Below are 26,593 nucleotides of genomic sequence, written 5' to 3'. Positions count from 1 at the left end.
AGGAATCTGTATCACTTAATACAAAAAGTTATTTTATTAAATATATCACTAAATCGCATCACTTAAATGTGTTGTTAAACAATAAGAAGGATTACTTATGAAACATATTTTCAAAAATGGAATCATTGGGCTTGCGTGCCTATTTTCTTTTAATGCAATGGCAGAAAACTACACGATTGGAACCGGTAGCCAAAGTGGCACCTATTATCCTCTAGGTGGCATTTTAGCTAAAATCTGGAGTGAAAATATAGAAGACTTTGACATGCGAGCAGAAGTTACAGCTGCATCAGTAGAGAATACCATCAAAGTTTCATCTAACAGACAGCTTGCTGGTATTGCCATGGGTAATGTTGTATTACAAGCTCATCAAGGTATTAAACCTTTTCCTCGTAAAATGGACGTATCTGTTTTATTTGCTTTATATCCAAATGTAGTGCAATTCATTGTACCTGCAGACTCAGATATTAAATCAATTAAAGATTTGAAAGGTAAACGTATATCTTTAGGTGCTCCAGGATCTGGTACGCGTGTAAGTGCCACTAACATCCTTGCTTCTCTAGGTATTACAGATAAAGATATCGATGCTCAATCTTTAAATTACACTGCAACAACAAATGCTATTTCAGCAGGACAAATTGATGCTGGTGTTATTGTTGGAAGTGTTGGTGTGGGTGCTATTACCGAATTAGCCTTTACACATAAGATTCGAATTTTATCATTTACAGCAGATGAACTTAAAAAAGTGTCTGAAGATAATGCATCTTACCAAGCAATTGAAGTACCAGCGGAAAGCTACAAAAATGTTAGCGCATTTAATGCTCCAGCAGTTTGGAATATCCTGATTGTAAATAAAAACATGGATACTGATCTTGCTTACCAAATGACTAAAGTTGCTTTTGAAAATATGAGCAAAATTAATCAAGTTATTAGCGTAACTAAATTCACAACGCTTGAAAACATGAACAAATTAAATGGAATCGACTTACATCCTGGTTCATTAAAATACTTAAAAGAACAGATGTAAATCCTGTCAATTCTTGGTTTCCTTTCTCTTAAATCTAAAAATGAGAAAGGGAACTTAGATGATGATTTAAAAATTAAATTATTATTTTGATTGCATCTGTAAAGTCGTTTTAAATCCCTTTATAAAATCTACTGTAATCAAATACAAGCCTTCATACGAAGCCACAATAATAACAATAATGAGTGAGAAGGTGGTTTCCATACTGCCTTCGGAGAGTCAAATGAGTGAATCAACAACAAGTAAATGGGTCTCGGACAAAATGGTATTAATTGCTGCTCTTGCTGCAATTTCGTTATCTGTATTTCAAATTTGGCAAGGCATCACCGCAGACTTATCAGCCCCTGTATTTAGACCTGTTCATTTAAGCTGGGCGTTAATATTAGTTTTTTTTACAATCCCTTTAATTAAATCTCAACAATCGACCCTGCTTTATCTTGCCGGACGTTTAATCGATGTAGTATTTATTGCCGCGATTGCTTGGGCTTCTTATCATATTATTTATTTCGATTATGATGACATCTCATTTTTAATGGACGGGTTAACATTTCTTGACCAATTATCAGGTTTAATCATTCTAGTGTTATTACTTGAAGCAACCCGTCGTACTGTTGGGACTGTTATGGTTTTGATTGCTGCATTATTTTTAGCCTATGCCATTTTTGGTAATTACTTACCTGCTTCTGTTGCTAGTAAGGGATTTTCAATAGAAGAAATTGTTAGATTTCATATCTATTCAACTAATGGAGTATATGGTGCACCACTTGCTATTGCTGCTGGGGTTGTTTTCATCTTTGTCTTATTTGGAGCATTTCTCCAAGTCACTGGAGCTGGAAAGTTCTTTATTGATGCTTCATTTTCTATTGCAGGTAAATATCGAGGTGGACCAGCTAAAGCCAGTGTTATTGCTTCAGCAGCTTTAGGGTCAATATCAGGATCTGCTATTGCTAATACGGTAACAACAGGTGCTTTAACCATTCCAATGATGAAAAAGCTTGGTTATAAACCAGAGCAAGCTGCAGGGATTGAAGCTGCTGCATCAACGGGGGGACAAATCATGCCGCCAGTAATGGGAGCGGGTGCTTTTGTAATGGCACAATTTACAGGTATTCCTTATAGTGAAATCTTATTAGTTTCTATCGCGCCCGCTATTCTATATTTTGCTTGTACCTTACTTTACGTTCATTTAATGGCATGTAAATTAGGGTTAGAAGGCATGGAAATTACTGAAAAAATATCTGTCGTTTTGAAAAATGGCTGGCATTTTTTAGTGCCATTAATTTTAATAACGAGTCTATTGTTAATGAGCTACTCACCAATTTTGGTTGGTATTGCTGGTTGTGTTGCTATTTTAGTTGCTGCAATGTGTCGTAAGCATAGTCGTATCACTATCCCCGTATTCTTTGAAGGTCTGAAAGAAGGTGCGTTACTTGCGTTGCCTATTTCAGTTGCTTGTGGTACCGCTGGTATTGTTGTGGGGGTAGTAGGACAAACAGGTATTGGTTTGCAATTTACACAGTTCTTAATGGCGTTGTCAGGAGGCTATCTGTGGTCCGTATTAGGTCTTATTGCCATAGCAGCGGTTATTTTAGGGATGGGCTTACCAGTAACGGCAGCTTATATCGTATTATCGATTATGGCTGTTCCAAGCTTGACTGAGTTAGGCGTTGGGTTATTAGCTGCCCATATGATTGTATTTTGGCTATCACAAACATCTAATGTTACCCCTCCTATCGCATTAGCGGCATTTGCTGCAGCAGGGATTGCTAATACATCTCCTATGAAGTCTGCTATTCAAGCCTTTAAACTCGCACAGGGCTTCTTTATCATTCCGATTATGATGGCTTTTTCAGGTCTTATTTGGATGGAAGGGAAGAATGTAGATTTCATTATTGCAATTATTTTAACCGTTGGTTTGATTATTGCTTTTGCAGGAACGATCGAAGGGCGTTTAGCGACGAAATTATCGTTACCAGCCCGTACAATGTTACTCGTGTCAGGTTTTACAATGTTAGTACCTTACCTTTATATCAATCTTGCCGGTATTGTAGTGATTGTGGTGGTAACGTTGATCAATTATCGTTTATCAAAAAATGAAGTTATCGAACAAGCTGCAGTAAATTCTTAACCTTCCATTAACCAAGTAACCATTACGCTATTGAGTGACCACCATTCAATAGCGTTTTATACATTGTGTTTAACTTGTCAAGTTGAACTTATCAAGTTGAACTTATTTTGTATTTGACTCGTTAAAAAAACTTATTTCTTCGTTGTAATTTTTGCAAAAAGAAACAACCATTAAAGAATTAACATCTTTTGGTTAACTCTCCGATAGACGATAAACGAAGTTATACCGATTACATTAAATAAGTGATCTAAATTTTACGCAGGAAAAATGTCTTAGTTTAAGGCGTAAATTGAGCTAAATGGTTGTTCCCTTTACGAAATTTACAACAAAGAAATAAGTTATTTTAACCAGTAAAATAAATCAGTTAATTAGTGTGATTGATATTAATCTTCGAAAGGCTAAATTTTAGCCTTAGAGCAAATCCTTCTTCCTGCATAAAGTTTAGATAACTTAATTAGTGTGATTGGTATTATTGCTTCATCTTTCTCTACGTATGCTTCAGCACTTAAAGTTAAACTATCCGATAGTGTGGGATGGTGTAAAAATCCCCGTTGAACAGCAATGTGATAAATTTGGTGGGGAAAGCACGGCAATGCCTAATTTGCATGTAATGGATTTTCCATCAGGTTCTGATTCAATTGTTTTAGAATATAGTGACCGTGACTCTAAAAAAATGGATAACGGAGGACATGGTCGTATGAGTTATAGTATTGATGCAATGTCTAAAGTAGTAGATATTCCATCAGTACCAGGACATTCATTTTACTTACCTATAAAATTCACCATCATTGAAGCTCATCGCGGCGCAGGATGGGATAAAGAAGGGGCATACATGCCACCTTGTTCAGGCGGTAATAATCATGCTTATTATGTGACAATAAAAACAATAAAAACAATAAAAACAATGAAAGGCAATATGGTTACTGCTAAAACCGTTTTAGCGATAGGAAAATTTTAAGCTTATTAATCAAAATTTTTTGACCTGTTTATAAGCTCTGTCATTTATGTTGATTAGGCTTTTAAGTTTAGTCTTTTTACCAAAAGTTTAAATTTGTTATACCTATCATCATAAATTGATTTGTCATAGATTGAAAAAATAATGCTGTTCTTGTTGAAGTTCCGCTTCAGCTTCCAATAAATCTTGTAGGAAAAACTGTATCTTGGTGCCAGGCGTCGCTTGTGCCAGTAAGTTGAGATCTCTATTACAAACGCAACCTATTTTTGGATAACCACCAATGGACTGTCTATCTCGCATTAATACGATTGGTTGCCCATTGGCTGGAATTTGAATCGAGCCCGGTACAATGCCTTCAGAAATAAAATGTTGATCAGGAAAATCAATCGTCGCACCTTCAAGTCGATAACCCATTCTATCAATTAAAGGTGTTACGGTATAAATCTCGTTTAAAAAAGTATTGATCGCTTTTTCATCAAATTGATCAAATTGATAAGTTGGCAGCACACCTATCCTGATTGTCTCAGCGTAGTCAGGGATAAATTGTTTTAGTACACCACGACAAAATAAAGACACGTTAGGTTGATAAGGTAGGGTATCGCCATCACGTAATTTGTCACCTTGTTGTGTCATTCCACCGAATTGGTCTCTGACAACAGTACTCGTGCTCCCAAGCGTTTTAGGTACGTCAAAGCCGCCAGCGATTGCAAGATAAGTACGCAAGCCTTTTTTAGGAAAACTTAAGGACAAAACATCACCTGATTTTGCTAAACATGAGTGCCAATTACTGATTATTTGATTATTTAACTTTGCGACTACTTCTGCGCCACAAAGAGAGAAAGTGGTCGGTTTTTCAAAAATAGCAGCAAAAGGGCCCATAGTAATTTCAATTTGCGAAGCGTTTGGTGGGTTATCCAGTAATCGGTTTGCCCAGTAAAAAGCATGATTATCCATTGGACCGCCTACTGTTACCCCAACATCTTGATAACCAAAGCGTCCGAGGTCTTGGATTAAACTTAATGCACCTGCTTGCTTAATTCGTAATGTCATTGATTGCTTGTCACCTTTAAAGTATGCCACCCATGGCTAGAAATGTTTGTTTATCTATTGCTTTGAATTTCACTTGATCGCCCATTGAAAATTTACTCAAATTCTTTGTTGTAATATCAAGTAAATTAACAGGAGTCCGTCCTATAATCTGCCAACCACCGGGAGATTGATTCGGATATACTGCCGTTTGCCTATCTGCAATAGCAACACTGCCTTTTGGTACCTTTGTTCTTGGGCTCTTCTTGCGCGGCATGGCTATTTGTGTGGGAATATTGCCTAAAAAAGCAAAACCTGGTGCAAAGCCAATAGCGAAAACACGGTAATATTCACTGGTATGCAGTTTAATTATTTCTGAAAAGGGTAATCCGGTATGTTGCGAAATATCTTCATGATCTAAGGCAACTTCTTCTCCATAGTAAACGGGTAGTTCAATTTGCTCAGGTTTAAAGTCATCAATTTGGTTTGATTGTAAGTTATTTAGCGCACTATTAACCAGCCTTAAAAATGCTTGCAAACCAATTTTACGAGAATGACAGCTCAATAAAATAGAGGTATAAGAAGGGATAATATTTTCAATGACATCACCTAAGTCTTCATTTAATCGATGGTAAACATAGTTAATAAAATCAGCCGTCTCAATACTGACTGATTCTGCAAAATAGATGATAAGGCTATTCTCGTTAACTAGCTTTACTTGCATTTCATTGACTCTGTGTATTCAGTGATGCTTTTTCTTAAGGTTTTTGCAATATCAGCTGCTAGTTTTCCATCACCATGTATGCATAAGGTATCTGCTTTAATCTTTACTTCTTGACCGTCAATACTGGTTACCGATTGTTCAGAGATGAGTTTCATAGCTTGCGTACAAATAACGGCTAAATCGTCATGGCATGCCCCAGGTTGAGTTCTTGATGTTAAACGACCGTCTGAAAGGTAGGTACGGTCAACAAAGGCTTCGAATATTAATTTAACGCCGTATTGCTCCGCTAAGGTTGAGTAATGAAGATGATCAGGTACGGCCATAATCGTTAAAGGCAAATTAATATCATAGCTAGCAATGACTTCGAGTAACGCGATGTAAATCTCGTCTTTCTTCATCATGGCATTATAAAGCGCACCATGTGGTTTTACATAACTGATGGAAACACCTTCACTTTGGCAAATACCATTTAAAGCACCTAATTGATAAATAACATAGGCTTTTAATTCTTCTGTAGGCATCTCTATGAAGCGTCGTCCAAAACCTTGTAAATCAGGAAATCCAGGGTGAGCACCTATGCTTACGTCGTGCTCTTTTGCATAGCGTACCGTCCTTAACATTACACTCGGGTCAGATGCGTGCATACCACAGGCAATATTCGCCATATCGACAAAAGGCATTATTTCTTTATCTTGGCCCATTTCCCAAGCACCGTAGCTTTCACCCATATCACAATTAATTAACATTGAATTTTCCTTATTTATAGAGAACTTGCTGCTCTTGAAGCTTGCGCATACACACCTGAAAGGGTACGCATTAATTTAGCCACCTCACTGAGTGAGCTATCGACAGACAGATGGTCAAGTGCTTGAATCAGACACTTTTCACGAATTTTTGCATATTCTAAGCAATATTTTTTACCGGCAGCTGTGACGCTGTAATACGTTTCTTTTCCACGCTTTTCGTGTTTTAACATATCGCATTTAACTAATTTTCTCACAGAGTATGAAACGTTATGGCTATCGTCTAAATTTAAGGTGAAAGCCACATCAGTGATGCGTTTTGCACGCTCGCGATGATAAATGTTATGAATAACTAGGTTATCTAAAGTACTTAAATTATGTTGTTCACAAGCGGTACTACATGATTGCATCCAACGTTGAAACGCGTTGTTAACCATGACTAAGCCATATTCGAATTCACTTAATGCCTGTGCATTTTCGCCACCTAAATGTGAAGATGATAAAATAGGGATATATTCATTTTTATCTTTATTGGTATTGGTTTCTTTAACCATGTTGTTAACCTCTAGTCATTGTGTGTGGTAGCCAAGTGACAATTTGTGGAAAAATCGTGACAATTAAAACAGCGGCAAGTAGTAAAAAGAAAAAGGGTAAGGCCGCTTTGGCGACAAAAAGTATATTTCGCCCAGTTAGGCTTTGAATAACAAATAAATTAAAACCAACAGGCGGGGTAATTTGAGACATTTCTACGACGAGTACAATATAAATACCGAACCAGAGGGGATCGATTCCAGCTTCCATTACCATTGGTAGAACAATTGAAGTCGTTAATACCACAACAGAAATACCATCTAAAAAGCAACCCAGTATAATAAACATAATGGTTAATATAAAAAGCAGCATATAAGGCGATAATTCTAATAACGCTATATTTTCTGCCAACATACGTGGTATACCAATAAAGCCCATTGCCATTGTAAGAAACGCAGCACCGACGAGTATAAAGATGATCATACATGAGGTTTTGACTGCACCCATTAAGCTATCAATAAACGTATTCATCGATAATGAACGACTTGTCGCCGCTAAAATTAAGGAACCAACTACACCAAAAGCTGCTGCTTCAGTCGGGGTGGTTAATCCTGCGTAAATTGAACCAATGATAAAAAATATCAACGTGCCAATAGGAATTAAGCGTAACAGTGATGAAAACTTTTCAGACCAGGTATAAATTCTTTCTGTTTGTGGCGTTTTATTCGCGTGTCTATAAGACCAAAAAGCCGTATATCCCATAAACAAAATAACCAGCATGATGCCGGGTAATGCACCCGCCATAAACAAACGACCGATAGAGACCTCAGCAGCAACGCCGTAAACAATTAAAATAATAGAAGGTGGTATCAGTAAACCTAATGTACCGGAACCTGCTAAGGTTGCGATGGCCATTTTATCATCGTAACCCTGGCGTTTAAGCTCAGGTAATGTCATTTTACCTATGGTAGCTGCCGTTGCTGCAGACGAACCTGATACCGCCGCAAAAATACCACAACTTAAAATATTAACGTGCAATAGTTTACCGGGTACACGACTCAGCCACGGCGTTAAACCTTTAAATAAATCTTTTGATAGATTCGATCTGAACAGTATTTCACCCATCCAAATAAATAACGGTAAGGCAGCTAAAGACCAATCGGAAACGGATGCCCAGGTTGAGGTACCAAATAACAAGCCAAAGTTATCATTGCCAATTAATACCAAGCCTGTAATTGAAACTGCAATTAATGTAAAAGCAACCCAAAAGCCACTGGCTAATAAAGCAAATAAAATACACAGTAAAATAAATCCAATCATCATCTCATTCATTATTGACGCTCCGTGTTTAATGAATCTGGGGTTGTTATATCGATTTGTTGGCTATCAGCTAATGCTTCCTCTTCCGACTTTGGTAACATTTGCCCGAAAAATAGATGGCAAAAGATTTGGTCAAGAATAGCAATGCTGAAAGTAACCATACCTATGCCCAGGGGTAATTGGACTATCCAAAGCGGAACTGGAATATAGCCAGATGATAAATCGTTATATTCATGTGATTCCAATGCCAATAAAGCCAACTGCCAGGTAAGATAAATGATCAGTATGGAACCAATGATTAAAATAAACCGTTCTATCCAGCGATTTAAAGAAGCTGGTAACCTAGAGATAAATAAATTAACCCTGATATGGTCGCCACTGCGAAAGGTATAAGCCAATCCTAAAAAGCTGGCAGCTGCTAATAAAAAGCCAGCAAAATCGTCGCTTGATGGAATTTCAATGCTAAACCACCTACCGATAACGCGCGCTAAAATGACGACACATATGGCAACAATGCAAAGTCCTGATAATGCACCAGAAAAAAAATAGAGTTTATCTAATACTGTTCTCATTATCAGGCTCTCCTTAATGGGTTATTAATAAAGGTAAATGTGTTACTTGTATTCTTCTAACAAGGCTTTGCCTTTACTTCCTGCTTCTTCTGCCCATTCTGCGGCCATATTTTCACCTACTTTTTTAAGTTCGGTCATTAATATTTCGCTAGGCTCTGTGACTGTCATTCCGTGTGCAGCTAATTCAGCCGTTTTATCTTTGGTTTCTTGTATAGCTATTTCCCAACCACGTGTTTCAGCTTTTGCAGCAGCAGCTAACAGAGCAGACTGTACCGGTTTATCTAAACGTCTAAATGCACGCTTATTTACGATAACCATATTTTTCGGGATCCATGCCTGAACATCAGTATAGTGACTAACGTAATCCCAAGACTGACTGCTTACACCTGTGGTTGGTGACGTGATCATCATATCCACAATACCTGTTGAGAATGCTTGAGGAATTTCAACTGTTTGTACTGTTGTTGGAGAGGCTTCTAAAAGAATAGCTAAGCGAGAAAGTGTAGAGCTATAAGAACGTAATTTTGCCCCTTTAAAGTCTTCGATTTTATTGACAGGTTCTTGGCTGTAGATACCTTGTGGTGGCCAAGGTACTGAATACAACAACATCAGACCATCTTCATCTAATTTAGCTTCAAGCGCTGCTTTAGATATTGCGTATAGTTTTTTCGCTTGATCGAAGTCAGTCGCTAAAAAAGGAATATTATCTAATTTGTAAATGGGATCATCATTTCCCATTATCCCAATAAAAACTTCACCAATAGGAACTTGCTGGCTACGAACTGCTTTAGGGATTTCTTTATGTTTAATTAACGAAGCACCTGAATGGATGATAATTTCTAATTCTCCATTCGTTGCTGTTTTAACATCTTCAGCAAATTGAATATTATTTTGAGTATGGTGTGTCGCATCCACATAAGGGGTTGCCATATCCCAACGTGTTGCCGCAGAAGTTGTTGCTGAACTGATCACTGCAAGAGTGAGTGCTGCCAATTTGAACATTTTCATAGATTATCCCTTATCAATTAACTAAAAATAACAATTCAATTACATATTACGTGTAAATCGTATTTGTTTTACATTTCATTCACAATCACTGCACATTACATACCAAATGGTTGGATCTTCAGCACATTTATTGATCACAAAACGATTTTCATACTAAAAATTCACACAATATACTGATTTATATGATTATATTTTTTGAACGTTTCAAATATTGAATACTGCATGCAAAGTCAGTTTTAGTTGTCAGTATTGAATTAGGTAGTGGATTTTCACGCTATCTTGGGGCGTTACACACCAAAACAGTGCACTGAAACACATTTGTCAGGCTCAATATTACTTACAAAATTTTTGTTATTAGACGAGCAATATTTAATTGATACTGATTGAGGCACGGCTTATGGGCACTCACGATATTTTTTTTGAATTATTCAACTTAAAAAAATTAATGGCACAGATGATGCTGTTAAATGAGTTCGATATATATGTAAAACACATGTAAATCGCATTTGATTGAGATCTTTATATTAATTACAAGTATCCATAAGTAATGAGTAGAAAGGTTTATACCGATAAAACATAACTATAGGGAAAAGTTACAATGATTGATTTTTGGCCATTAATTGGCATAGCGATAATCACAATTGGGTTCATGTTAAGGTTAAATACTTTACTTGTTATTCTTATTGCGGGTGTAGTCACTGGATTGATTGCACATTTACAAATAATAGAAATACTCAGTATTTTAGGTTCTTCATTTACTCAGAATCGTTATATGTCTTTGTTTATTCTTATTCTGCCTATGATTGGTTTGCTAGAGCATTATGGATTGAAGGAGCGCGCTGAAATCCTCATTTCGTCGATGAAAAACGCCTCTGTTAGTAAAGTCACTTTTGCTTATTTGATACTAAGAAAGGTCACCAATGCAATGGGATTAAGTTTAGGAGGGCATCCTTCAATGGTTCGCCCACTGATAGCGCCAATGGCCGAAGCTGCAGCCGTGACGGAAAATCCAAGCATTACAGACAATCAACGCTTGCGTGTGAGAGCCTTTGCTGCAGTCAGTGAAAATTTTGGTAACTTTTTTAGCCAACTTATATTTATTGGCAGTGGTGGTTTGTTACTGATTAAAGGTGTGTTAAATGAAGCGGGTTATACAATGGAGCTTGATGACATGTACGTCTGGGCACTTCCTTCTGCCTTAGCCTCTATTATTATTTTCTTTATCTTTTCAAAAATTGAACAAAAGAAAGCGATTGCGGTATTAAAAGCATCGGAGGAATCAGAATGTTAGAATATGTATATCAAGCCACTGGGCTTTTATTAATAATATTCGCAGCGCAAACGTTTGCTGATAAAAGCAATAAAAAACGCATTGGAACCGGGCTGTTTTGGTTAATTTATGGTTTCTCATTTACTTTTGGCGTAATGCTACCGGATTGGTTTGTAGGCGTGATGGTCTTGATGATGACCTTAATAGCGGCATGTGGACTGATGGGAATCGGCAGTTACGGACATTCTGAAGAAAAATTTAGAATGGAAAGTGCTAAAAACCTAAAAAATAGTTTGTTTATCCCGGCTATTATTATTCCTGTTGGCACTATTTTATGGTCAAAAACGACGGATTCTAGTGCATTAATTGGATTAGGGATAAGTTCTGTACTCGCTTTAATTGTGGCAATCGTGATCACAAAAGGCACGGTTCAGCAAAGCGTTCATGAAGGCCGTCGTTTAATTGATACCATTGGTTGGGCTGCTATTTTGTCGCAATTTTTAGCCGCACTTGGTTATTTATTTGGGGAAGCGGGCGTAGGTGACACTGTCTCTCAAATCGTGAAAGAAATCATCCCTAATAATAACTTATTTGCTTATGTCTTGTGTTACACATTTGGTATGGCGCTATTTACTATCATCATGGGCAATGCTTTTGCTGCCTTCGCGGTTATTACCACCGGTGTCGCCATTCCATTGTTAATGATTGAACAAGGTGGTAATCCGATTATCATCGGTGTAATTGGTATGCTGTCAGGGTATTGTGGAACGTTAATGACACCAATGGCCGCTAATTTTAATATTGTACCCGCTGCGTTGCTTGCGCTGAAAAACAAAAATCAGATTATCTATCTACAACTTGTACCGGGTTTATTAATGTTGACGATTAATACTTTCCTTATCTATTTCTTAGCATTCTGAGGTTAACCATGAAAACATTATTGATTACTGGGTTTGAACCCTTTGGCGGAGATGAACTAAATCCCGCACTAGAAGCAGTTAAACGATTAGAAGGGCTCCAACTTAAAGGGGCAAGGGTAGTAACATGTACTGTTCCCGTGGTACTACAAACCTCTATTGATGCTGTGATTAGCGCAATTGAAACCCACAAACCTGATTATGTGATGACAGTAGGGCAAGCTGGTGGTCGTAGTGCCATTACGCCTGAAAGAGTCGCTATTAATATTGATGATTACCGCATTCCCGACAATGACGGCAATCAACCGATTGATCAAAAAGTGTTGGGAAATGGGCCAGATGCCTACTTTTCGACCTTACCCATTAAAGCGATGGTAAAAGCGATGCAAGATAAAGGCATACCTGCACAATTGTCTAACACCGCAGGTACGTTTGTTTGTAATCATCTTTTTTATGGCATTCAACATTACCTACGAGATACCAACATCAACCACGGTTTTGTTCATATTCCCTTAATGACCAATCAATGCATTGATGGCAGTAAACCCACTATGTTTTTAGACACTATAGTAGAAGGCTTAGCCATTGCAGCACAAGCCATTGTTGATAATGATAAAGACATCAACTTTGGGGCAGGGACGATTTGTTAATATTTTTTATTTGAATTAAAACCGGATTTTGTAATTAAATTAAGTTATGGATAATATTGTGATGTGACGTTAATTTTGTGTCGTTCAAAGAAAATCATAGAAATAATAACTGGTTATTCAAAGCTGATTAGACTGAGAAATACACTACAATAACCTTGCTTTATCAGTTTTTTTATTCGTAATTTAGTTTATTTAGGTAGGTTTACATCATGGGCGATTCTTTTTGACACTGAATCTTTTATAAAGATATTTTTTAAATATAATACCTTCAATTTGATTTAACTTCGGATTACTCATGACTTTGTCCCTTTTTGACGATGAACCACCGATTCAACTTATTAACAGTGATGGCATGGTTACCTGTTGGCAGCAATTATTATTAGAGGATGACGCTTCAGCGCTATTTGCTGAATTGTTAAATTCGCCAATTTGGCGACAGGAGTCAATAACCATTTATGATCACCGTCACTTACAACCGCGTTTAACCGCTTGGTTTGGGGATTACGGTGTTAGTGCTGAGGGTGGTTATCAAAAGTTATATGAAACAGTTGAGTTCACTCCAAAATTGCTATCGTTGAAAACAAAAATAGAAACTATGACGGGATATCGCTTTAATTGTGTACTTGCAAACTTATATCGAGATGGACAAGATTCAGTGGGTTACCATGCTGATAATGAGAGAATATTAGGAGAAAATCCTGTGATAGCGTCATACAGTTTGGGAGATACTCGTCGTTTTATATTAAAACATAATCAAGATAAACTTCAAAAATTGACTTGCGAACTTCAACATAACAGTTTGTTGCTAATGCATGGTGCGTTACAACATCATTGGCAACACTGTATTACTAAAACACAACGCAGTGTAGCAGTTAGAGTCAACCTCACTTTTAGGCTAATTAAACCGCTTTAAAAGACGGCTTACTTAATGACTTTATCTGTTAGTTGAACAATCAATTTCGATAAAGATAAACCTTGCTTAACACTATGAGGTAGTAAGCTTAATAAACTTTCAAATTAATACCAATGGAATTAAATAAGTGATCGGAGATTGCGCAGGAAAAATTAACACTAATAAGTCGTGAGTTTTAGGAGATAGTTGTTCTCACTTCAAAACTCACAACGCAGTTAGGGGTGATTTTAACCAGCAAGAATGATCACCTTATTAATTCTTTTGGTATAAGCAGTGTGTTAATTTAAATCATACTGTTATTTAAATAAGAGCGCATTTAAATAACAGTATCGACCAAGTTTATGTTCTTGTCTTAAACATTACGGGTTAGATCTTCAATTAAATATAAAAAAGTGTTATCAAATAATGGCTCTTAAGCTGCTATTTGATAACACTTTTGGTTAGAGTGTTTTGTTTTACGGTTAAACGAACCTTTGCCTTTTTTCGCTTTAACGACTCTCATACAAAAAATTTTACTGGTAACTAACGCCGCCATTGCTGAGTGGTTAATCGTACCACGTGCTAGGTCAGTTTGTTTTGGTACTGAGTTTAGGGTTAACGCTTGTGCTTTAACCTTTTTGTTGTGTTTAGCCATTTGCTATCTTCTCCTTTGAAGAACATTTAAAAAATACGTTTTACGCTGAGTGGTGTTAATTGCAATAGTAAATGAATAAATATTACTTATTTGCTTCCATTTTTTTATCACTACTGATTTTGTTGAACAGTTTACATGACATTATGTCGTTGTATGAATGCTAATGAGTATTTTGTCATTAGCAGTTAAGTATTAGTCGGGGAATTATTTTGTTTTCAAATGCTATCGTGCTTGTACACGCTACTGCGAGATGAAAAGAATATGCTCCTAAGCAATGCTAAAGAACATATTCTATTTTTTAAAGATTAAAATGTTTTTTTAAATCAATGTCCCGCAATCGCTTGAACGGTTGGTTTAATATAAAGCCCAAGCACTTCGAATTGGATATACCAAACGGCTACTGAAGCAAAATAACCGATGACGATTGTCCACGAGTACTTCATGTGGGCACTAAATGTATAAATACCTTTTAGCTTGCCCATTACGCCAACACCTGCAGCAGAACCGAAAGATATCATGCTACCCCCTACACCTGCCGTTAATGTCACCAGCATCCATTGTGCTAATGGAATATCTGGTGATGACTTTAAGACGGCAGACATCACAGGTACGTTATCAACAATCGCTGATAAAAAGCCGACACCCATGTTGACGTACATAGGATCAAATAATGTATAAAGTTTAGCTGCGTGGTTTAAGAAACCTGCAAAGTGAAGTGCGCCCACCGCTGCTAAGATACCAAAGAAGAATAACAAGGTGTCATTTTCAACTTTTGAAACAGACTTATAAATTTGAATATCATTTTTATGATATTTTTTAAGTGTGTATGCGTAAAGTTGTAATAATGAAAGGCCAAATAACATGCCCCACATTGGTGGTAAATGCATGAGTTGTTTACCTAATACTGCTGATGCAATGGTGAAAATACCTAGGCCAATAATGACTTTACCACCTTTGTGAATCTTAACGGGTTCTGCTCCTTCAATTTTTTCAGGAGCACCTTCTGGTACAAATCGAGACAGTAAGAACGCTGTAATGCCCCAACCAATAACAGCTGATGGAAATAGGAACAAGAAGTCAATGAATGTACCTTTACCTGCTGACCACGCCATTAATGTAGTAATATCACCAAATGGAGACCAAGCACCACCAGCATTTGCTGCTACAACGATATTAATGGCGGCAGGGATAAGAAATGCTTTGTTGTTCTTTTCTATAGTGATTAATACAGTTGAAAGAATAAGGGCGGTTGTTAAGTTATCTGCGACGGGTGATATAAAGAACGCCAGAAGGCCTGTTACCCAAAACAGTTTTTTATAATTAAACCCTGATTTTAAGAGTTTTTCTTTTAACGCATCAAATACATTCCTTTCAATGAGCGCTTCGATGAAAGTCATTGCAACGAATAAAAAGAAGAATATTTCTGCAATCTCTAATATAAGATGTGCAATTTCAGTATCGAATGCTCTAAAATCTAATCCGTTTACTGCGTAATATCCACCGAGTAACATAAACATAAATGTGCCAGTGAACAGGGCGGGTTTAGCTTTGTTGATATGGTATTTTTCTTCCGCTGCAATAAAGTAATATCCAACAACGAATATGGTCAATAATAGCCAACCAAATGGTCTAACGGCTAAGTCAACAGCATGAATTACACCTTCTGCGCCTTCTATTTTTGTGGTCATTTTATCCCCTTTAAAACTGTGTAAGCACGAATAGATTTTTCATTGTCATTTAATGTGTAATACCCATCACAATAAATAGCTTATCTATTTTACGTGTTAAAACAGCCTGCTTCCTCGTTGTAAATTTCGTAAAGGGAATGCCCATTTACGTCAATTTACGCCTTGAATTGAACTGTTTTTCCAGCGCAAAATTTCGATAACATATTTAATCTAATCGGTATAAGTTAAAGATTTTTTTAGAAAAATTATTTTTGCATTAATAATCTGAATGTTAAAAGTTTAATCACTTTTTGGCTTAAAACCTTATCTTCGGTCAATATATTGTCTATTTGTATGATTATTTAATTAGTTTACTTATTTATTGTTCCTTTAGTGGTCAGGCATAGTGTTCTTGGGATGTTTACTTCTGAAGTGTTTTCTTTTGTGTCTTATCTTATTTTAATTTACAGGCTACATAGATTATTAGTCTTCTTAATAATTAGAGAGCTAATAATTTGAGAGTTAATAATTAAGAGGTAAAAAATAAAGAAACATCGATACTGTCTAACAACCAAGATGTTTACTTCACTGCTTGCCCTTTAGGTCGTTTGCTTGAAAGCCAACTATACAGATATGAACTAGCCATTGTATTCATGTTGGGTCTTGATTTGAAATCAAGCTAATGACTGAGTAAAGCACCTTGTACGGTAATGGGGGTAGTTATATTTTTATGCTTAATTTTTCATCATTTATTACATATTGTTAAAGATAGGATGTTTTATTCCGTAGTAGTCGGTAAGTAACTGTTAATAAAGTGCATAGATATCTTTTTTTAATATAAAAATAATTAATTATTGGCCATTTATTTTGAGAAAATAGTTTGTGAGATGTGATCTACGTTATATATTATTGACTACTAACTCTCTTACTTAAGGCCCTACATGGACTCGATACTTATTATTCTTGCTATCTCATTAGCCATCGCAAGTATTATTAATATTGTGCTTACTAAATTCGCTATTTCACACATCGTGGGGTATATCATCACGGGCACCATTATCAGTAATATTTTTGATTTTAATGGTCATGCAGATCTTTCATCACTAGAGTTAATAGGCGAGTTTGGTATTGTTTTCTTGATGTTTACCATAGGTTTAGAAATGTCTTTTTCTAAACTGAAAAAGCTTCGCAAAATAATTTTCGTAAATGGTTTTGTGCAAGTTGTTGCGAGCTCTGTGATTATCTTTTTAATCGCTTTTTACTTAGTTAATCTTGATACCACTTCTGCGATTATTATTGCTTTGGCTTTTAGTTTATCGTCAACGGCAATCGTAGTGACTTATCTTAAAAAATCTAAAGATATTGTGACGCCTTATGGAGAAAAGTCGGTAGCGATTTTAATATTCCAAGATTTAGCGGTTATTCCTATTTTGTTGTTAATTGGTTTTTTAGCAAAAGAAGGGCTATCAGTTGGTGATGTTTTGCTAAAAACCACACTTTACGCCTGTTTAGTCATTGTCTTCATGTTCACGTTAGGTAAAAAAATTATTGAATGGTTATTACACTTTTCAAGTAGAGCTAGAATGGAAGAGATGTTTCTTGGCTCTGTTTTAACCATTGTATTAGGTGCGTCGTTGGTTGCTCATGAAATGGGGTTTACTTATTCTTTAGGCGCTTTTATTGCGGGCATGATCATTGCTGAAAGTCATTTCCATGTAAAAGTTGAGTCTGATATTGCTTCTTATAAAGATTTATTATTAGGAGCCTTTTTCTTTTCCATCGGCACTAAAATAGATGTCCTTTATTTCTTAACTCATTTGCATTTAGTTGCTGGTATTTTAGTGACCACAATGCTGGTTAAAGCAACAGTTGTGTACTTTTTAATAAGACAAGAGTCGAATAAAAGTGACTCTATAAAATCTGCATTGGCGTTGTGTCAGGTAGGAGAGTTTTCCTTTGCTATTTTTGCTTTAGCAACAAGTCAAAACTTATTGTCTGAAGAGCTTGGCGGTTTCCTTATTTTGGTGACTGTGTTATCGATGATCATCACGCCATTTATGGTTAATAATATTTATAAATTGGCTTCTCTGTTTGTTACTGAGTTTTTTGAAGCAGATAAAATTACGCCAGTAGCGATTGATCACCACACGGTTATTTGTGGTTTTGATACGTTAGGCAGAATAGTTGCTAAAGAGTTACACAGTAAAAATAAGAATTTCTTGATCATTTCAGATAACTTGCAACATGTCTTAATTGCTAGAAAAAGAGGCTATCACGCTTATTTTGGTCACTTAGATAAACAACCAGTATTAGAGTCACTCAAAATAGAGTTATCTTCTAGTATTATTTTGACGGTTAATTCGATTCGAAATATTAAGATAATTTGTGAGTCAGTATTGGAATATCACCCTCAAGCCAATCTAGTGGTTAAAATTAATAGCTTAGATGAAAAGGAACTGCTAGCCGATCTTTCTATTAATTCTTTTGTACATGCACAGCATGAGACTGCCATGTTGTTAGTGCAACATAGCCAAGTTACAAAAGCCTTAGCATCATCAGAGCCTGTAGAACATAATTAGATTTTAAAAAATGATTGATAGTTAACTTCATGAGTACTATGAGTAGATAATAAACAGGACAAGTTTACTGCAATTCCATTTGCTGTAGACTTACCTTTTATCTGTTTTAAAGATAGTTAGAATGCATGTAGCATCACTTAGTAGTTTAATGTTTGTTTGTTTTTTTATAATGTTAAATGTGATTAATCTTTTATTAACAAATAGTTAGAAAGGTAATTTGCCACTGCTTCATCGTCACATTTACCAATTACTTCAAGGTTGGGTAAAGCTTCCTTTACTTTGTGATGTGCTGTTTGCATTATTAAGCCTTTTCCTGCCATTGAAAGCATTTCAAAATCATTCATACCGTCACCAAAAGCGATGCAATCTTTTAATTCGTAACCTTTTATTTTAGCAACGGCTTCAAGCGCTTGTCCTTTCGATACACCTACATCCATGATTTCAAGACAACAAGGTGATGAGAAAGTGATATGGACATTATCTGCAAATAACTGATTAAGTTTAGATTCTAATAACGCCAATTTATCGTGGCTTCGATCTTGATGTTTTATAAATATCTTTGCGATGCCATCTACTGGCGGGTTATTGATATCAAAGACTTTATAGGAGAAGTGCTCACGGTTATTGGTGTCGTAAAAATCTTCTCGGCTAACTAACCAATCATCTTTTTGATACAAATTAACTTGAATAGTGTTATCTGTTGCAAGGATTTTCATCATGTTTTGAATGATCAGTGGATTAATATTCTTTTCAAAAATGATTTGATTGTCGCTGTTATGAACACGTGCACCATTAGAGGTGATCATGAAAGCAGGAATACCAACTTTTTTGCGCATATCTGCAACATCTACATGATGTCGGCCTGTAGCAAATATAAAGGCTTTTCCTTGTTGGTGTAATTGTGTGAGGACTTGTTTGGTATAAGCTGTTATTTGATGTTTAGATGTCAACAATGTGCCATCCAGATCTGATGCAACAATCTGATACATATCCACTCTCTACTTGATTAATAAGTGGTTAATATACTCAACCTTATTAGTTGGAAATGCAAATTGGATATCCTATTTATCTACCTTAATTCACCGTGTTTTTTTGATGAAAACGTCGTATGTTTTAATCAAATGAATTTGTAGTACGTCGTTAATGCTTTTAATCATGATCTTAGGTTTATGTACTCGCTTCATCTTATTGGTGTTTTATGGTCATATTAAGTTTGTATTTTTATTCTCCAACTCAAATAAAAAACAGATGTAGTTTTTCATCTTACTTCAAAGCCTCTAGCCCACACGTATTACAAATAAAAAATTAAAAATGTAGATAAAAGTCAGATCTCTATAGAAGGATCAACTGACATTATGATCGTCATTAATATCTCTCAGTATTAAGTCATTCTATTGATGATTATTTTAGAACTTATAGTTCATTTAGTAGTCGATAGTTATGAAAGTCTTTGTTTTATCTACTTAACTATTACTAATTGTGTATTTTTTATGAATTTAAAAGTTATTTTATATCAAAATAAAACTATTTTTAAATTCTAATATACGAATCATTAAATCAAGTACTTAAATGAATTACTCCGTATTTTTAAAATATTATTCTATTTAATTATATTTGGAGAATACAAAAAAAGCGTATATCTCGTTAGGATTGATTTTGTATTGCATTGAATTTATTTGGCTGGTTAGTTTAGTTAATTGTTTTTTATTCAACACTTAAGAGTTTAAATATATGCATTTATTACACAAGTCTTTACGTTCCAACTTTTGTAAAAAATTGAGTCTAATGGGCTTTTTGTTACCCAGTATAACTATTTCAATTATTCCTTTAGTGACACAAGCTGAAACATCAAAAACGATGAATTCAACGAAAGCACTTTACACTATTAATGGAAAATTTGACCGTAACACGGTTACAGATTTAGCGCGTAAACTGTCTAAAGAAGCTTACCAAGAACCTAATCTTACTTTACCTTCTAGTTTGCAAGATTTGAATTACGATGAATATCGGGATATTCGTTTTAATCCAATTTCTTCGATCTGGGCAGGGGGGGAGTTACCATTTCAAATGCAACTTTTTCATCGTGGCTTTTATTTCAAAGAAACTGTGGAAGTCGCGATTGTGGATGATGGTGTTTCTACTCACTTACGTTATGACCCTAGCATGTTTACTACAGGGGAAGTCATGCAAAAACCATTACCCACCGAGGATATTGGTTTTGCTGGACTGCGTTTGCATAACCCTTTAAATAATTCAAACTACTTCGATGAACTAGCTGTTTTTCAAGGAGGAAGTTATTTTAGGTCTTTAGGTAAACATCAAGCATATGGATTATCTTCACGAGGCTTAGCGTTAAAAACAGCGGATCCTGAAGGCGAAGAATTTCCTAGTTTTCGTGCTTTTTGGATTGAAAAACCAACTAATGAAAGTGCCTCAATTGTTGTTTATGCGTTGTTAGATAGTCCGAGCACAACAGGATCCTATCGTTTTACTATACGTCCAGGTGAAAATACGGTGATGGACATTGAAGCGACACTTTTTCCTCGGGTCGATTTAGATAAAGTAGGTTTAGCCGCTGAAACAAGTATGTTTATGTTTTCTTCATACGGTCGTGAAAATGTAGATGACTTCCGTCCTCGTGTTCATGACTCTGATGGATTATTGATAGTTAATGGACGAGGGGAACGGTTATGGCGTCCATTACGAAATCCCACTAACCTACAAATTAGTGCTTTTTCAGATAATGCACCGTTAGGTTTTGGCCTTATTCAACGCAATCGTGACTTTAATAATTTCGAGGATTTAGAGGCTCAATATGAACGTCGTCCTAGTTTATGGGTTGAACCTGTTGGTAATTGGTCTAAAGGCGCCGTAGTGTTGGTTGAAATTCCCACTGACTCTGAAATAAACGATAATATTGTTGCTTATTGGGCTCCTAGTAAAGTGATTCCCGCTGGTTCTGAATATCAATTTTCTTACCGCTTATTTTGGGGGACAAAACCTACCGTTGAACAAGGTGAAGCAATTGTTGATTCAACAAAAAGTGGACGTGCTGGTATTAATGGACCAACACCCAAACGCTTATTTGTTATTGATTATAAGTTTCCTAACCCATTGCTTAATGTTGAAAAGCAAGCTCCTGAAGCAACCGTTAAAAATTCTGCTGGCGAAATTCATAATATCGTAGTGACTGATAACCCTCATAATAATGGCTATCGTGTTACATTTGAACTTGATCCCTTAGACCTAGAGTTAATTGAATTACGGTTAGACTTAGCTTTTTCAGATGGTCGTAAAGCAGAAACTTGGATGTATCAATGGACAAATTAAGTTCTTTAAAACTCGATGAATTTGATAGGCAATCTGATATTAAAGTAGACGGTTCTAAAGCAATTCATTCAAGTTTATCGGATGTTAAACCAGGAATGCCAGACCAGGTTGTCGGCAATATGCCCGCACAATCCTTAGATAGTTTTGATACAAAAAATAAACGTTCTCCAATCAATGCTAACGGTTGTGATTCTCATGGGGGACGACGCTTGTTAGTACTTGGCTCTGCTTTATTGCTGTCTATCTGGGGTATCAATGAAATGCGCTCAGTCTTGACTGTTGGGCAAGTGACCTTTGTTCAATATTTATTTCTACTTTTATTCGGTTTAACGTTTAGTTGGATCACCGTCGCTTTTAGTAGTTCAATTGTGGGGTTCTTTTTAGTGCTTCGTCAAAGACGATGTCCCTCTGAGTGCTTAACAACAAAATTAATGAGTAGAACCGCGGTATTAATGCCAACTTATAATGAAGCACCCGATCAAGTTTTTGCTTCAATTGACGTAATGGCCTCTGCTGTTAGTAAATTAGGAGAGGGAAGTGCGTTTGATTGGTTTGTGATAAGTGATACAACTGACCCTGATGTCATTTTAGCAGAAGAAACTTGTTTTCATTTATTACGAGAGCGGATAGGTAAAACGATTAATGTGTACTATCGTCGTAGGCACAAAAATACCGCAAGAAAGGCAGGTAATGTAGCCGATTTTTGTCGTCGTTGGGGCAGTAATTATGATCACTTATTAGTATTAGATGCTGATAGTTTAATGGAAGCTGATACGATAGTAGAACTAACTCGTCGTATGGAAGCTGATCCTGATACTGGGTTAATTCAAACTATTCCGCAGTTAATTAATGGCACTACGTTAATGGCTAGATTACAACAATTTGCAACCTGTATATATGGGCCTGTAGTAGGGAGTGGCCTTGCTTGGTGGACAGATAAAGAAGGTAATTTTTGGGGGCACAATGCCATTATACGTAGTGAAGCATTTATGTCTTCTGCGGGTTTACCAGATCTTAAAGGCCCACCTCCGTTTGGTGGACATATTCTTAGTCATGACTTTGTTGAAGCCGCGTTAATACGACGAGCTGGTTGGAGTGTTATTATTGCCTCGGACTTAGAGGGGTCCTATGAAGAGAGTCCTCCTACAATGACCGACCTTGCTATTAGAGATCGTCGTTGGTGTCAGGGTAATTTACAACATGGTCGTATTATTACAGCTAAAGGCTTACATTGGGTGAGCCGTATACATTTGCTGACGGGGATTATGTCTTATTTATCTTCTCCGCTATGGTTAATGCTTATTATGGTTGGGCTAGGACTTTCTTTACAAGCTGAATTTATTCGACCTGAATATTTTGCTAACGAATTTTCATTTTTTCCATCTTGGCCGACGATGGATGCCGCGCGTGCTTTGAGTTTGTTTATATTTACGATGATCATTTTATTTACACCAAAAACACTTGGATTTATTTCATACATGCTTGATGGAAAATCAAGGAAAAGTGCTGGTGGTTTTATTGTATTAACGTTCAGTTTCATTCTTGAAGTGATTATATCTGCTCTTATTGCACCTATTATGATGCTGATTCATAGCGGGGCTGTTATGTCGATTTTAATTGGTCAAGATTCTGGTTGGGAGCCACAGCGTCGTGGTGACGGTAGCTTACCTGTTAAATACTTATTCTATCGACATCGTTGGCACATGATATTTGGTGTGTTTTTAACCTTTGCTGCCTATTTCAATTCTTTGGCATTGTTAGTATGGTTATCGCCAGCTATTGCGGGTATGTTGCTTTCTGTACCTTTATCTATGTTGACTGGCTCTTGGTGGTTGGGAGGCCTGATAAAAAAAATGCACTTGTTACAAACTCCTGATGAGACTCAAAGACCGCTGATTCGACAATCTATGGATGAGATAAGTCTTTTTTACGAAGAAACTTTAAGGCGTTGTCCTAACTTAGTAGAATTAGCTAGTAACCCTCAATGGCATGCTATTCATTTGACTTTTGTTGATCATATCCCTCCGCGTCCTCGTGGGCAGGTTAATTCTGTTGAAGCAACTGCCGCTATGAAAATTAGTGAAGCTATGGATATCAATCAAGCAGTGAGTTATTTAACTAAACAAGAACAAACAGAAGTGTTAGCCACACCGAATCTATTCAAAGCACTTTCTAATTTACCTAAGTAGTTAATTTATCTAAGTAACTTTTAGTTATTCTAAATAACTAAAGAAATAAAGAATAATTAAGCAATTAACAAAGCGATTCTTGATACTCATAGTGAACAGTCAACATAAAGATGTTATCTGTTCACTACCTTAATTAGGGTAACAAAGAATATAAAAGAGATATGCCTACGAGTTAAAAGATTGATCAATTTTACGTTAGATGTGTAACCTTAAGTTTTTATTTACTTCCTCTATTAATGAACGTGGTACTTCATGTTCAATGGCTAAGATTTTCCATCGAGAAACCATTTCAATCGTTTCATCAATCACTTCATTGATTTTTGCTTTAGTAAATATAGGGCTGAGACGTTCGAATTTGTAAAAATCTTCACGATTGAAGTTATCTCTTTTACCTGCAAGACTCATCCAGTGATTATTCACCCATTTATTACCGGGTTTGTAGCTGTATGCAATATCATAAGCAGGGGATAATGCCCACTTATCTTGTTCATTTAATATGAATGCAAAGTTCTTAGCATGATCATCATGGTTTCTTGCTACTATATTAAATACCATACGTTTAAATAGTTGCATTGCTTCTACTTGGCTTAATTTTAATTGTCTGGCTATGCCTATCAATTCCTCATAGGAAAAAGAACCTGGCTGTTTATAGCTTACATGTGCCAGACCGTTAAGAGTTTGCGTATGAACTTTTTGATTCCCGATCCTATCAAACCGTTCAGTGATAAAGTGCCGTCTTTCCCCTTCATTTAATAAATGGCAATCAGTCATAGTAATGCCACAGCTACGAGCCATTAAATAATAAACATATTCCATCGCGCCAAAACCCATTGGGTCACCAAATGTTTCACTACTTTTATTGTGCTCACTTACACCGTCAAACTTCATTAAATAATGTTTATAGCCTACTGGAACGTTGGTTTGACCTGATCTAACTTGTGTGAAGTCTTCATTAAAAGCTAATACGGCTTTAGGTCTTGCGCCACCCGCACTCATTCCTACAGACATAAGCGATAGCATTGCTTGTTTGTCTTGTTGGTCTGGATGTTTTAGTTCAGCACTAAAGTTATCTCTTTCTGTTAATATTTCTTGTGCAACGGACACTAGTGATTGTATTTCTATTTTATTTGAAGCATTAAATTTTTTAACTTGAGTTGCAGGGGAGTAAGTTAATGCACCCATTCCTCGTTTTCCTGTATATTGCAGTCTTTCAAGTGGCGATATACTGTCTGGTGTTCGACCTTGACTTGCAACCCATGCATTTAATACTGAGTTACCAAAGTCATCAGGGAGTGAATCTGCAATTAAACCAGGTAGTCCTTTAAAGGTTTCTCTTTCAAGACCAGGGAAGCTATAGATATTTTTCGATAAAGGCATTTTAAGAGGTGAAAGCTCAATGCCTTTACGGATGAAACTGGCGTCATACTCAAAAGCACCTAAGCCCGTCTCACTATTAAAGCTTAGCGCACCGACTTCATGCTCTTTATATTTAACACTGACTGCTTCTACCATTCGAGTTCACTCTCTTGATTGTTATTTTTTAGCTTATCTAATTGGGTTGTATTTTTAGAGGCGCGTTTACGTTCTGTACCTTTCATTTTAGCTATTTGTATTGGTGAAACGGGTTGCTCCGGAAGGAAAAGAGAGAGTTGGTCAAGCAAACCAAGACCTTGCATAACAGCAATCATTGTTTCTAGCTTAGTTCTTCCTATTTCAACGTTAATAATAGTATTTTTAGATAAGCCGACCATTAAAGCGAGTGCTTCTTGAGAAAGGTTTGCATTTAAACGTGCTTGTTTAAGTCGTTCACCTAATATTTCTGCTATAACTCTCGGACTATCATTAATATTCATGCTACCTCCGTTTCTATTAATAACACTATACCACGTGGGAAAATAAAGTTAACTAATACTATTAAAGTGGTTGTTATTGCTTAATTTAAGTATTAAATACCGTTTTATTGGTTCTTGTGACCTGTGATTTTTTCGTTTTTTAAAAAAACATTAAAATGGTCTTTAATGCTATATATTATCCATAAATACCATTTTAATGGGTGTTATAGGGGGGATTTTTTATGGGCATAGGTATTGTGACAATCATTGTGATTTTTATGATATTGGCTGGTGGATGTATTTATACTAATCACACTAACCACCTGAACTATTTTACTGGTTAAAATAACTTATTTAATGTAATTGGTATTAATGTTAGGGCTCGTATTTTCAGATTACTGGGTCGTTGAAATAGACATTGTAAAACGAGTTGATAAATTCAAATGGTCGAACATTGAATGAATGGTTGAAACCAATAAATAAAAATTCAAATAACTATAAAAACTCAAATAACTATAAAAATTCAAATGACTATAAAAAGGTATCTATACTGAAAATAGTAGTAAAAATGGTAAGGAAAAACA

Annotated in this window: 22 protein-coding genes; 10 read left to right on the top strand and 12 right to left on the bottom strand. The window is 36.1% G+C overall.

Annotated features, from left to right (window positions below; all coding sequences use genetic code 11):
• The first annotated feature begins 97 nt into the window (after nt 1-97).
• The 3 genes from GQR59_RS08860 to GQR59_RS08850 all read left to right on the top strand — a co-directional run bounded on the left by GQR59_RS08860 (nt 98) and on the right by GQR59_RS08850 (nt 4,107).
• Complete coding sequence (locus GQR59_RS08860; RefSeq protein ID WP_160061733.1) at nt 98-1,024, top strand: TAXI family TRAP transporter solute-binding subunit; 927 nt, start codon at nt 98-100, stop codon at nt 1,022-1,024.
• 220 nt (nt 1,025-1,244) lie between these two features.
• On the top strand, nt 1,245-3,149 hold the full coding sequence (locus GQR59_RS08855; RefSeq protein WP_160061731.1) for a TRAP transporter permease: 1,905 nt from the start codon (nt 1,245-1,247) through the stop codon (nt 3,147-3,149).
• A 472-nt stretch (nt 3,150-3,621) separates the two neighbouring features.
• A complete protein-coding gene (locus GQR59_RS08850) occupies nt 3,622-4,107 on the top strand; it encodes a hypothetical protein (protein WP_236546697.1) in 486 nt (161 codons plus the stop codon).
• 123 nt (nt 4,108-4,230) lie between these two features.
• Here the strand turns inward: GQR59_RS08850 and GQR59_RS08845 are convergent, their stop codons facing one another.
• The 7 genes from GQR59_RS08845 to GQR59_RS08815 are packed head-to-tail and all read right to left on the bottom strand — an operon-like array spanning nt 4,231 to nt 10,028.
• Entirely contained in the window at nt 4,231-5,154 is a 924-nt protein-coding gene (locus GQR59_RS08845; RefSeq protein ID WP_160061729.1) for a biotin-dependent carboxyltransferase family protein, read from the bottom strand.
• 16 nt (nt 5,155-5,170) lie between these two features.
• Nucleotides 5,171-5,854: a 5-oxoprolinase subunit PxpB gene (gene pxpB, locus GQR59_RS08840; RefSeq protein ID WP_160061727.1), complete on the bottom strand. Its 684-nt coding sequence runs from the start codon at nt 5,852-5,854 to the stop codon at nt 5,171-5,173.
• Nucleotides 5,845-6,600, bottom strand: a complete 756-nt coding sequence (locus GQR59_RS08835) for a 5-oxoprolinase subunit PxpA (RefSeq protein WP_160061725.1) — start codon at nt 6,598-6,600, stop codon at nt 5,845-5,847. Before GQR59_RS08835 ends, pxpB begins: the two co-directional genes overlap by 10 nt.
• Before the next feature lie 14 nt (nt 6,601-6,614).
• Nucleotides 6,615-7,151, bottom strand: a complete 537-nt coding sequence (locus tag GQR59_RS08830) for a winged helix DNA-binding protein (RefSeq protein ID WP_160061723.1) — start codon at nt 7,149-7,151, stop codon at nt 6,615-6,617.
• A gap of 4 nt (nt 7,152-7,155) precedes the next feature.
• The gene (locus GQR59_RS08825) at nt 7,156-8,460 is read right to left on the bottom strand and encodes a TRAP transporter large permease (protein WP_160061721.1); all 1,305 of its coding nucleotides are present in this window, start codon (nt 8,458-8,460) and stop codon (nt 7,156-7,158) included.
• The gene (locus tag GQR59_RS08820) at nt 8,460-9,020 is read right to left on the bottom strand and encodes a TRAP transporter small permease (RefSeq protein WP_160061719.1); all 561 of its coding nucleotides are present in this window, start codon (nt 9,018-9,020) and stop codon (nt 8,460-8,462) included. Before GQR59_RS08820 ends, GQR59_RS08825 begins: the two co-directional genes overlap by 1 nt.
• 42 nt (nt 9,021-9,062) lie before the next feature.
• A complete protein-coding gene (locus GQR59_RS08815) occupies nt 9,063-10,028 on the bottom strand; it encodes a TRAP transporter substrate-binding protein (protein ID WP_236546696.1) in 966 nt (321 codons plus the stop codon).
• 598 nt (nt 10,029-10,626) lie between these two features.
• On the opposite strand from GQR59_RS08815, the gene GQR59_RS08810 reads away from it, so the two are divergent.
• The 4 genes from GQR59_RS08810 (at nt 10,627) to GQR59_RS08795 (ending at nt 13,778) form a co-directional block, all read left to right on the top strand.
• A complete protein-coding gene (locus GQR59_RS08810) occupies nt 10,627-11,319 on the top strand; it encodes a DUF969 domain-containing protein (RefSeq protein ID WP_160061717.1) in 693 nt (230 codons plus the stop codon).
• Complete coding sequence (locus tag GQR59_RS08805) at nt 11,313-12,218, top strand: DUF979 domain-containing protein (protein WP_160061715.1); 906 nt, start codon at nt 11,313-11,315, stop codon at nt 12,216-12,218. Before GQR59_RS08810 ends, GQR59_RS08805 begins: the two co-directional genes overlap by 7 nt.
• 8 nt (nt 12,219-12,226) lie before the next feature.
• The gene (pcp, locus tag GQR59_RS08800; RefSeq protein ID WP_160061713.1) at nt 12,227-12,865 is read left to right on the top strand and encodes a pyroglutamyl-peptidase I; all 639 of its coding nucleotides are present in this window, start codon (nt 12,227-12,229) and stop codon (nt 12,863-12,865) included.
• A 295-nt stretch (nt 12,866-13,160) separates the two neighbouring features.
• Nucleotides 13,161-13,778 (top strand): alpha-ketoglutarate-dependent dioxygenase AlkB family protein, encoded by a 618-nt coding sequence (locus GQR59_RS08795; RefSeq protein ID WP_160061711.1) that lies wholly within the window; start codon nt 13,161-13,163, stop codon nt 13,776-13,778.
• A 412-nt stretch (nt 13,779-14,190) separates the two neighbouring features.
• On the opposite strand, the gene arfA is transcribed toward GQR59_RS08795, so the two are convergent.
• On the bottom strand, nt 14,191-14,412 hold the full coding sequence (gene arfA, locus GQR59_RS08790) for an alternative ribosome rescue factor ArfA (protein WP_160061709.1): 222 nt from the start codon (nt 14,410-14,412) through the stop codon (nt 14,191-14,193).
• 323 nt (nt 14,413-14,735) lie between these two features.
• Complete coding sequence (nhaD, locus tag GQR59_RS08785; RefSeq protein ID WP_160061707.1) at nt 14,736-16,100, bottom strand: sodium:proton antiporter NhaD; 1,365 nt, start codon at nt 16,098-16,100, stop codon at nt 14,736-14,738.
• 920 nt (nt 16,101-17,020) lie between these two features.
• Between nhaD and GQR59_RS08780 the strand changes: the two genes are divergently transcribed.
• A complete protein-coding gene (locus tag GQR59_RS08780; protein WP_160061705.1) occupies nt 17,021-18,658 on the top strand; it encodes a cation:proton antiporter domain-containing protein in 1,638 nt (545 codons plus the stop codon).
• Nucleotides 18,659-18,840: 182 nt separating this feature from the next.
• Here the strand turns inward: GQR59_RS08780 and GQR59_RS08775 are convergent, their stop codons facing one another.
• Nucleotides 18,841-19,647 carry a Cof-type HAD-IIB family hydrolase gene (locus GQR59_RS08775; RefSeq protein WP_160061703.1) on the bottom strand — a complete coding sequence of 269 codons (807 nt, stop codon included), beginning with the start codon at nt 19,645-19,647 and terminating at the stop codon, nt 18,841-18,843.
• A 796-nt stretch (nt 19,648-20,443) separates the two neighbouring features.
• Between GQR59_RS08775 and GQR59_RS08770 the strand changes: the two genes are divergently transcribed.
• Together GQR59_RS08770 and mdoH are read left to right on the top strand one after the other, a co-directional pair.
• A complete protein-coding gene (locus GQR59_RS08770; RefSeq protein ID WP_442966190.1) occupies nt 20,444-21,988 on the top strand; it encodes a glucan biosynthesis protein in 1,545 nt (514 codons plus the stop codon).
• On the top strand, nt 21,976-24,177 hold the full coding sequence (gene mdoH, locus GQR59_RS08765) for a glucans biosynthesis glucosyltransferase MdoH (protein ID WP_160061699.1): 2,202 nt from the start codon (nt 21,976-21,978) through the stop codon (nt 24,175-24,177). The genes GQR59_RS08770 and mdoH overlap by 13 nt, the downstream gene beginning before the upstream one ends.
• A gap of 195 nt (nt 24,178-24,372) precedes the next feature.
• Here the strand turns inward: mdoH and GQR59_RS08760 are convergent, their stop codons facing one another.
• Both GQR59_RS08760 and GQR59_RS08755 read right to left on the bottom strand, forming a co-directional pair.
• Nucleotides 24,373-25,689, bottom strand: a complete 1,317-nt coding sequence (locus GQR59_RS08760; protein WP_160061697.1) for a type II toxin-antitoxin system HipA family toxin — start codon at nt 25,687-25,689, stop codon at nt 24,373-24,375.
• Nucleotides 25,683-26,030, bottom strand: coding sequence for a helix-turn-helix transcriptional regulator (locus GQR59_RS08755; protein WP_160061695.1), 348 nt, complete (start codon nt 26,028-26,030; stop codon nt 25,683-25,685). Before GQR59_RS08755 ends, GQR59_RS08760 begins: the two co-directional genes overlap by 7 nt.
• Nucleotides 26,031-26,593: the final 563 nt, after the last annotated feature.

The sequence above is a fragment of the Psychromonas sp. L1A2 genome, from assembly GCF_009828855.1.
In the GTDB taxonomy this organism is placed as follows: Bacteria; Pseudomonadota; Gammaproteobacteria; order Enterobacterales; family Psychromonadaceae; genus Psychromonas.
This window is presented reverse-complemented; position numbering and strand designations above follow the sequence as displayed.

What these genes read in the sequence shown, in the direction of transcription:
- GQR59_RS08860 (WP_160061733.1), top strand. Translation starts at nt 98, where the DNA reads ATGAAACATATTTTCAAAAATGGAATCATTGGGCTTGCGTGCCTATTT.
- GQR59_RS08855 (WP_160061731.1), top strand. Translation starts at nt 1,245, where the DNA reads ATGAGTGAATCAACAACAAGTAAATGGGTCTCGGACAAAATGGTATTA.
- GQR59_RS08845 (WP_160061729.1), bottom strand. Translation starts at nt 5,154, where the DNA reads ATGACATTACGAATTAAGCAAGCAGGTGCATTAAGTTTAATCCAAGAC.
- pxpB (WP_160061727.1), bottom strand. Translation starts at nt 5,854, where the DNA reads ATGCAAGTAAAGCTAGTTAACGAGAATAGCCTTATCATCTATTTTGCA.
- GQR59_RS08835 (WP_160061725.1), bottom strand. Translation starts at nt 6,600, where the DNA reads ATGTTAATTAATTGTGATATGGGTGAAAGCTACGGTGCTTGGGAAATG.
- GQR59_RS08830 (WP_160061723.1), bottom strand. Translation starts at nt 7,151, where the DNA reads ATGGTTAAAGAAACCAATACCAATAAAGATAAAAATGAATATATCCCT.
- GQR59_RS08825 (WP_160061721.1), bottom strand. Translation starts at nt 8,460, where the DNA reads ATGAATGAGATGATGATTGGATTTATTTTACTGTGTATTTTATTTGCT.
- GQR59_RS08820 (WP_160061719.1), bottom strand. Translation starts at nt 9,020, where the DNA reads ATGAGAACAGTATTAGATAAACTCTATTTTTTTTCTGGTGCATTATCA.
- GQR59_RS08815 (WP_236546696.1), bottom strand. Translation starts at nt 10,028, where the DNA reads ATGAAAATGTTCAAATTGGCAGCACTCACTCTTGCAGTGATCAGTTCA.
- GQR59_RS08810 (WP_160061717.1), top strand. Translation starts at nt 10,627, where the DNA reads ATGATTGATTTTTGGCCATTAATTGGCATAGCGATAATCACAATTGGG.
- GQR59_RS08805 (WP_160061715.1), top strand. Translation starts at nt 11,313, where the DNA reads ATGTTAGAATATGTATATCAAGCCACTGGGCTTTTATTAATAATATTC.
- pcp (WP_160061713.1), top strand. Translation starts at nt 12,227, where the DNA reads ATGAAAACATTATTGATTACTGGGTTTGAACCCTTTGGCGGAGATGAA.
- GQR59_RS08795 (WP_160061711.1), top strand. Translation starts at nt 13,161, where the DNA reads ATGACTTTGTCCCTTTTTGACGATGAACCACCGATTCAACTTATTAAC.
- arfA (WP_160061709.1), bottom strand. Translation starts at nt 14,412, where the DNA reads ATGGCTAAACACAACAAAAAGGTTAAAGCACAAGCGTTAACCCTAAAC.
- nhaD (WP_160061707.1), bottom strand. Translation starts at nt 16,100, where the DNA reads ATGACCACAAAAATAGAAGGCGCAGAAGGTGTAATTCATGCTGTTGAC.
- GQR59_RS08780 (WP_160061705.1), top strand. Translation starts at nt 17,021, where the DNA reads ATGGACTCGATACTTATTATTCTTGCTATCTCATTAGCCATCGCAAGT.
- GQR59_RS08775 (WP_160061703.1), bottom strand. Translation starts at nt 19,647, where the DNA reads ATGTATCAGATTGTTGCATCAGATCTGGATGGCACATTGTTGACATCT.
- GQR59_RS08770 (WP_442966190.1), top strand. Translation starts at nt 20,444, where the DNA reads ATGGGCTTTTTGTTACCCAGTATAACTATTTCAATTATTCCTTTAGTG.
- mdoH (WP_160061699.1), top strand. Translation starts at nt 21,976, where the DNA reads ATGGACAAATTAAGTTCTTTAAAACTCGATGAATTTGATAGGCAATCT.
- GQR59_RS08760 (WP_160061697.1), bottom strand. Translation starts at nt 25,689, where the DNA reads ATGGTAGAAGCAGTCAGTGTTAAATATAAAGAGCATGAAGTCGGTGCG.
- GQR59_RS08755 (WP_160061695.1), bottom strand. Translation starts at nt 26,030, where the DNA reads ATGAATATTAATGATAGTCCGAGAGTTATAGCAGAAATATTAGGTGAA.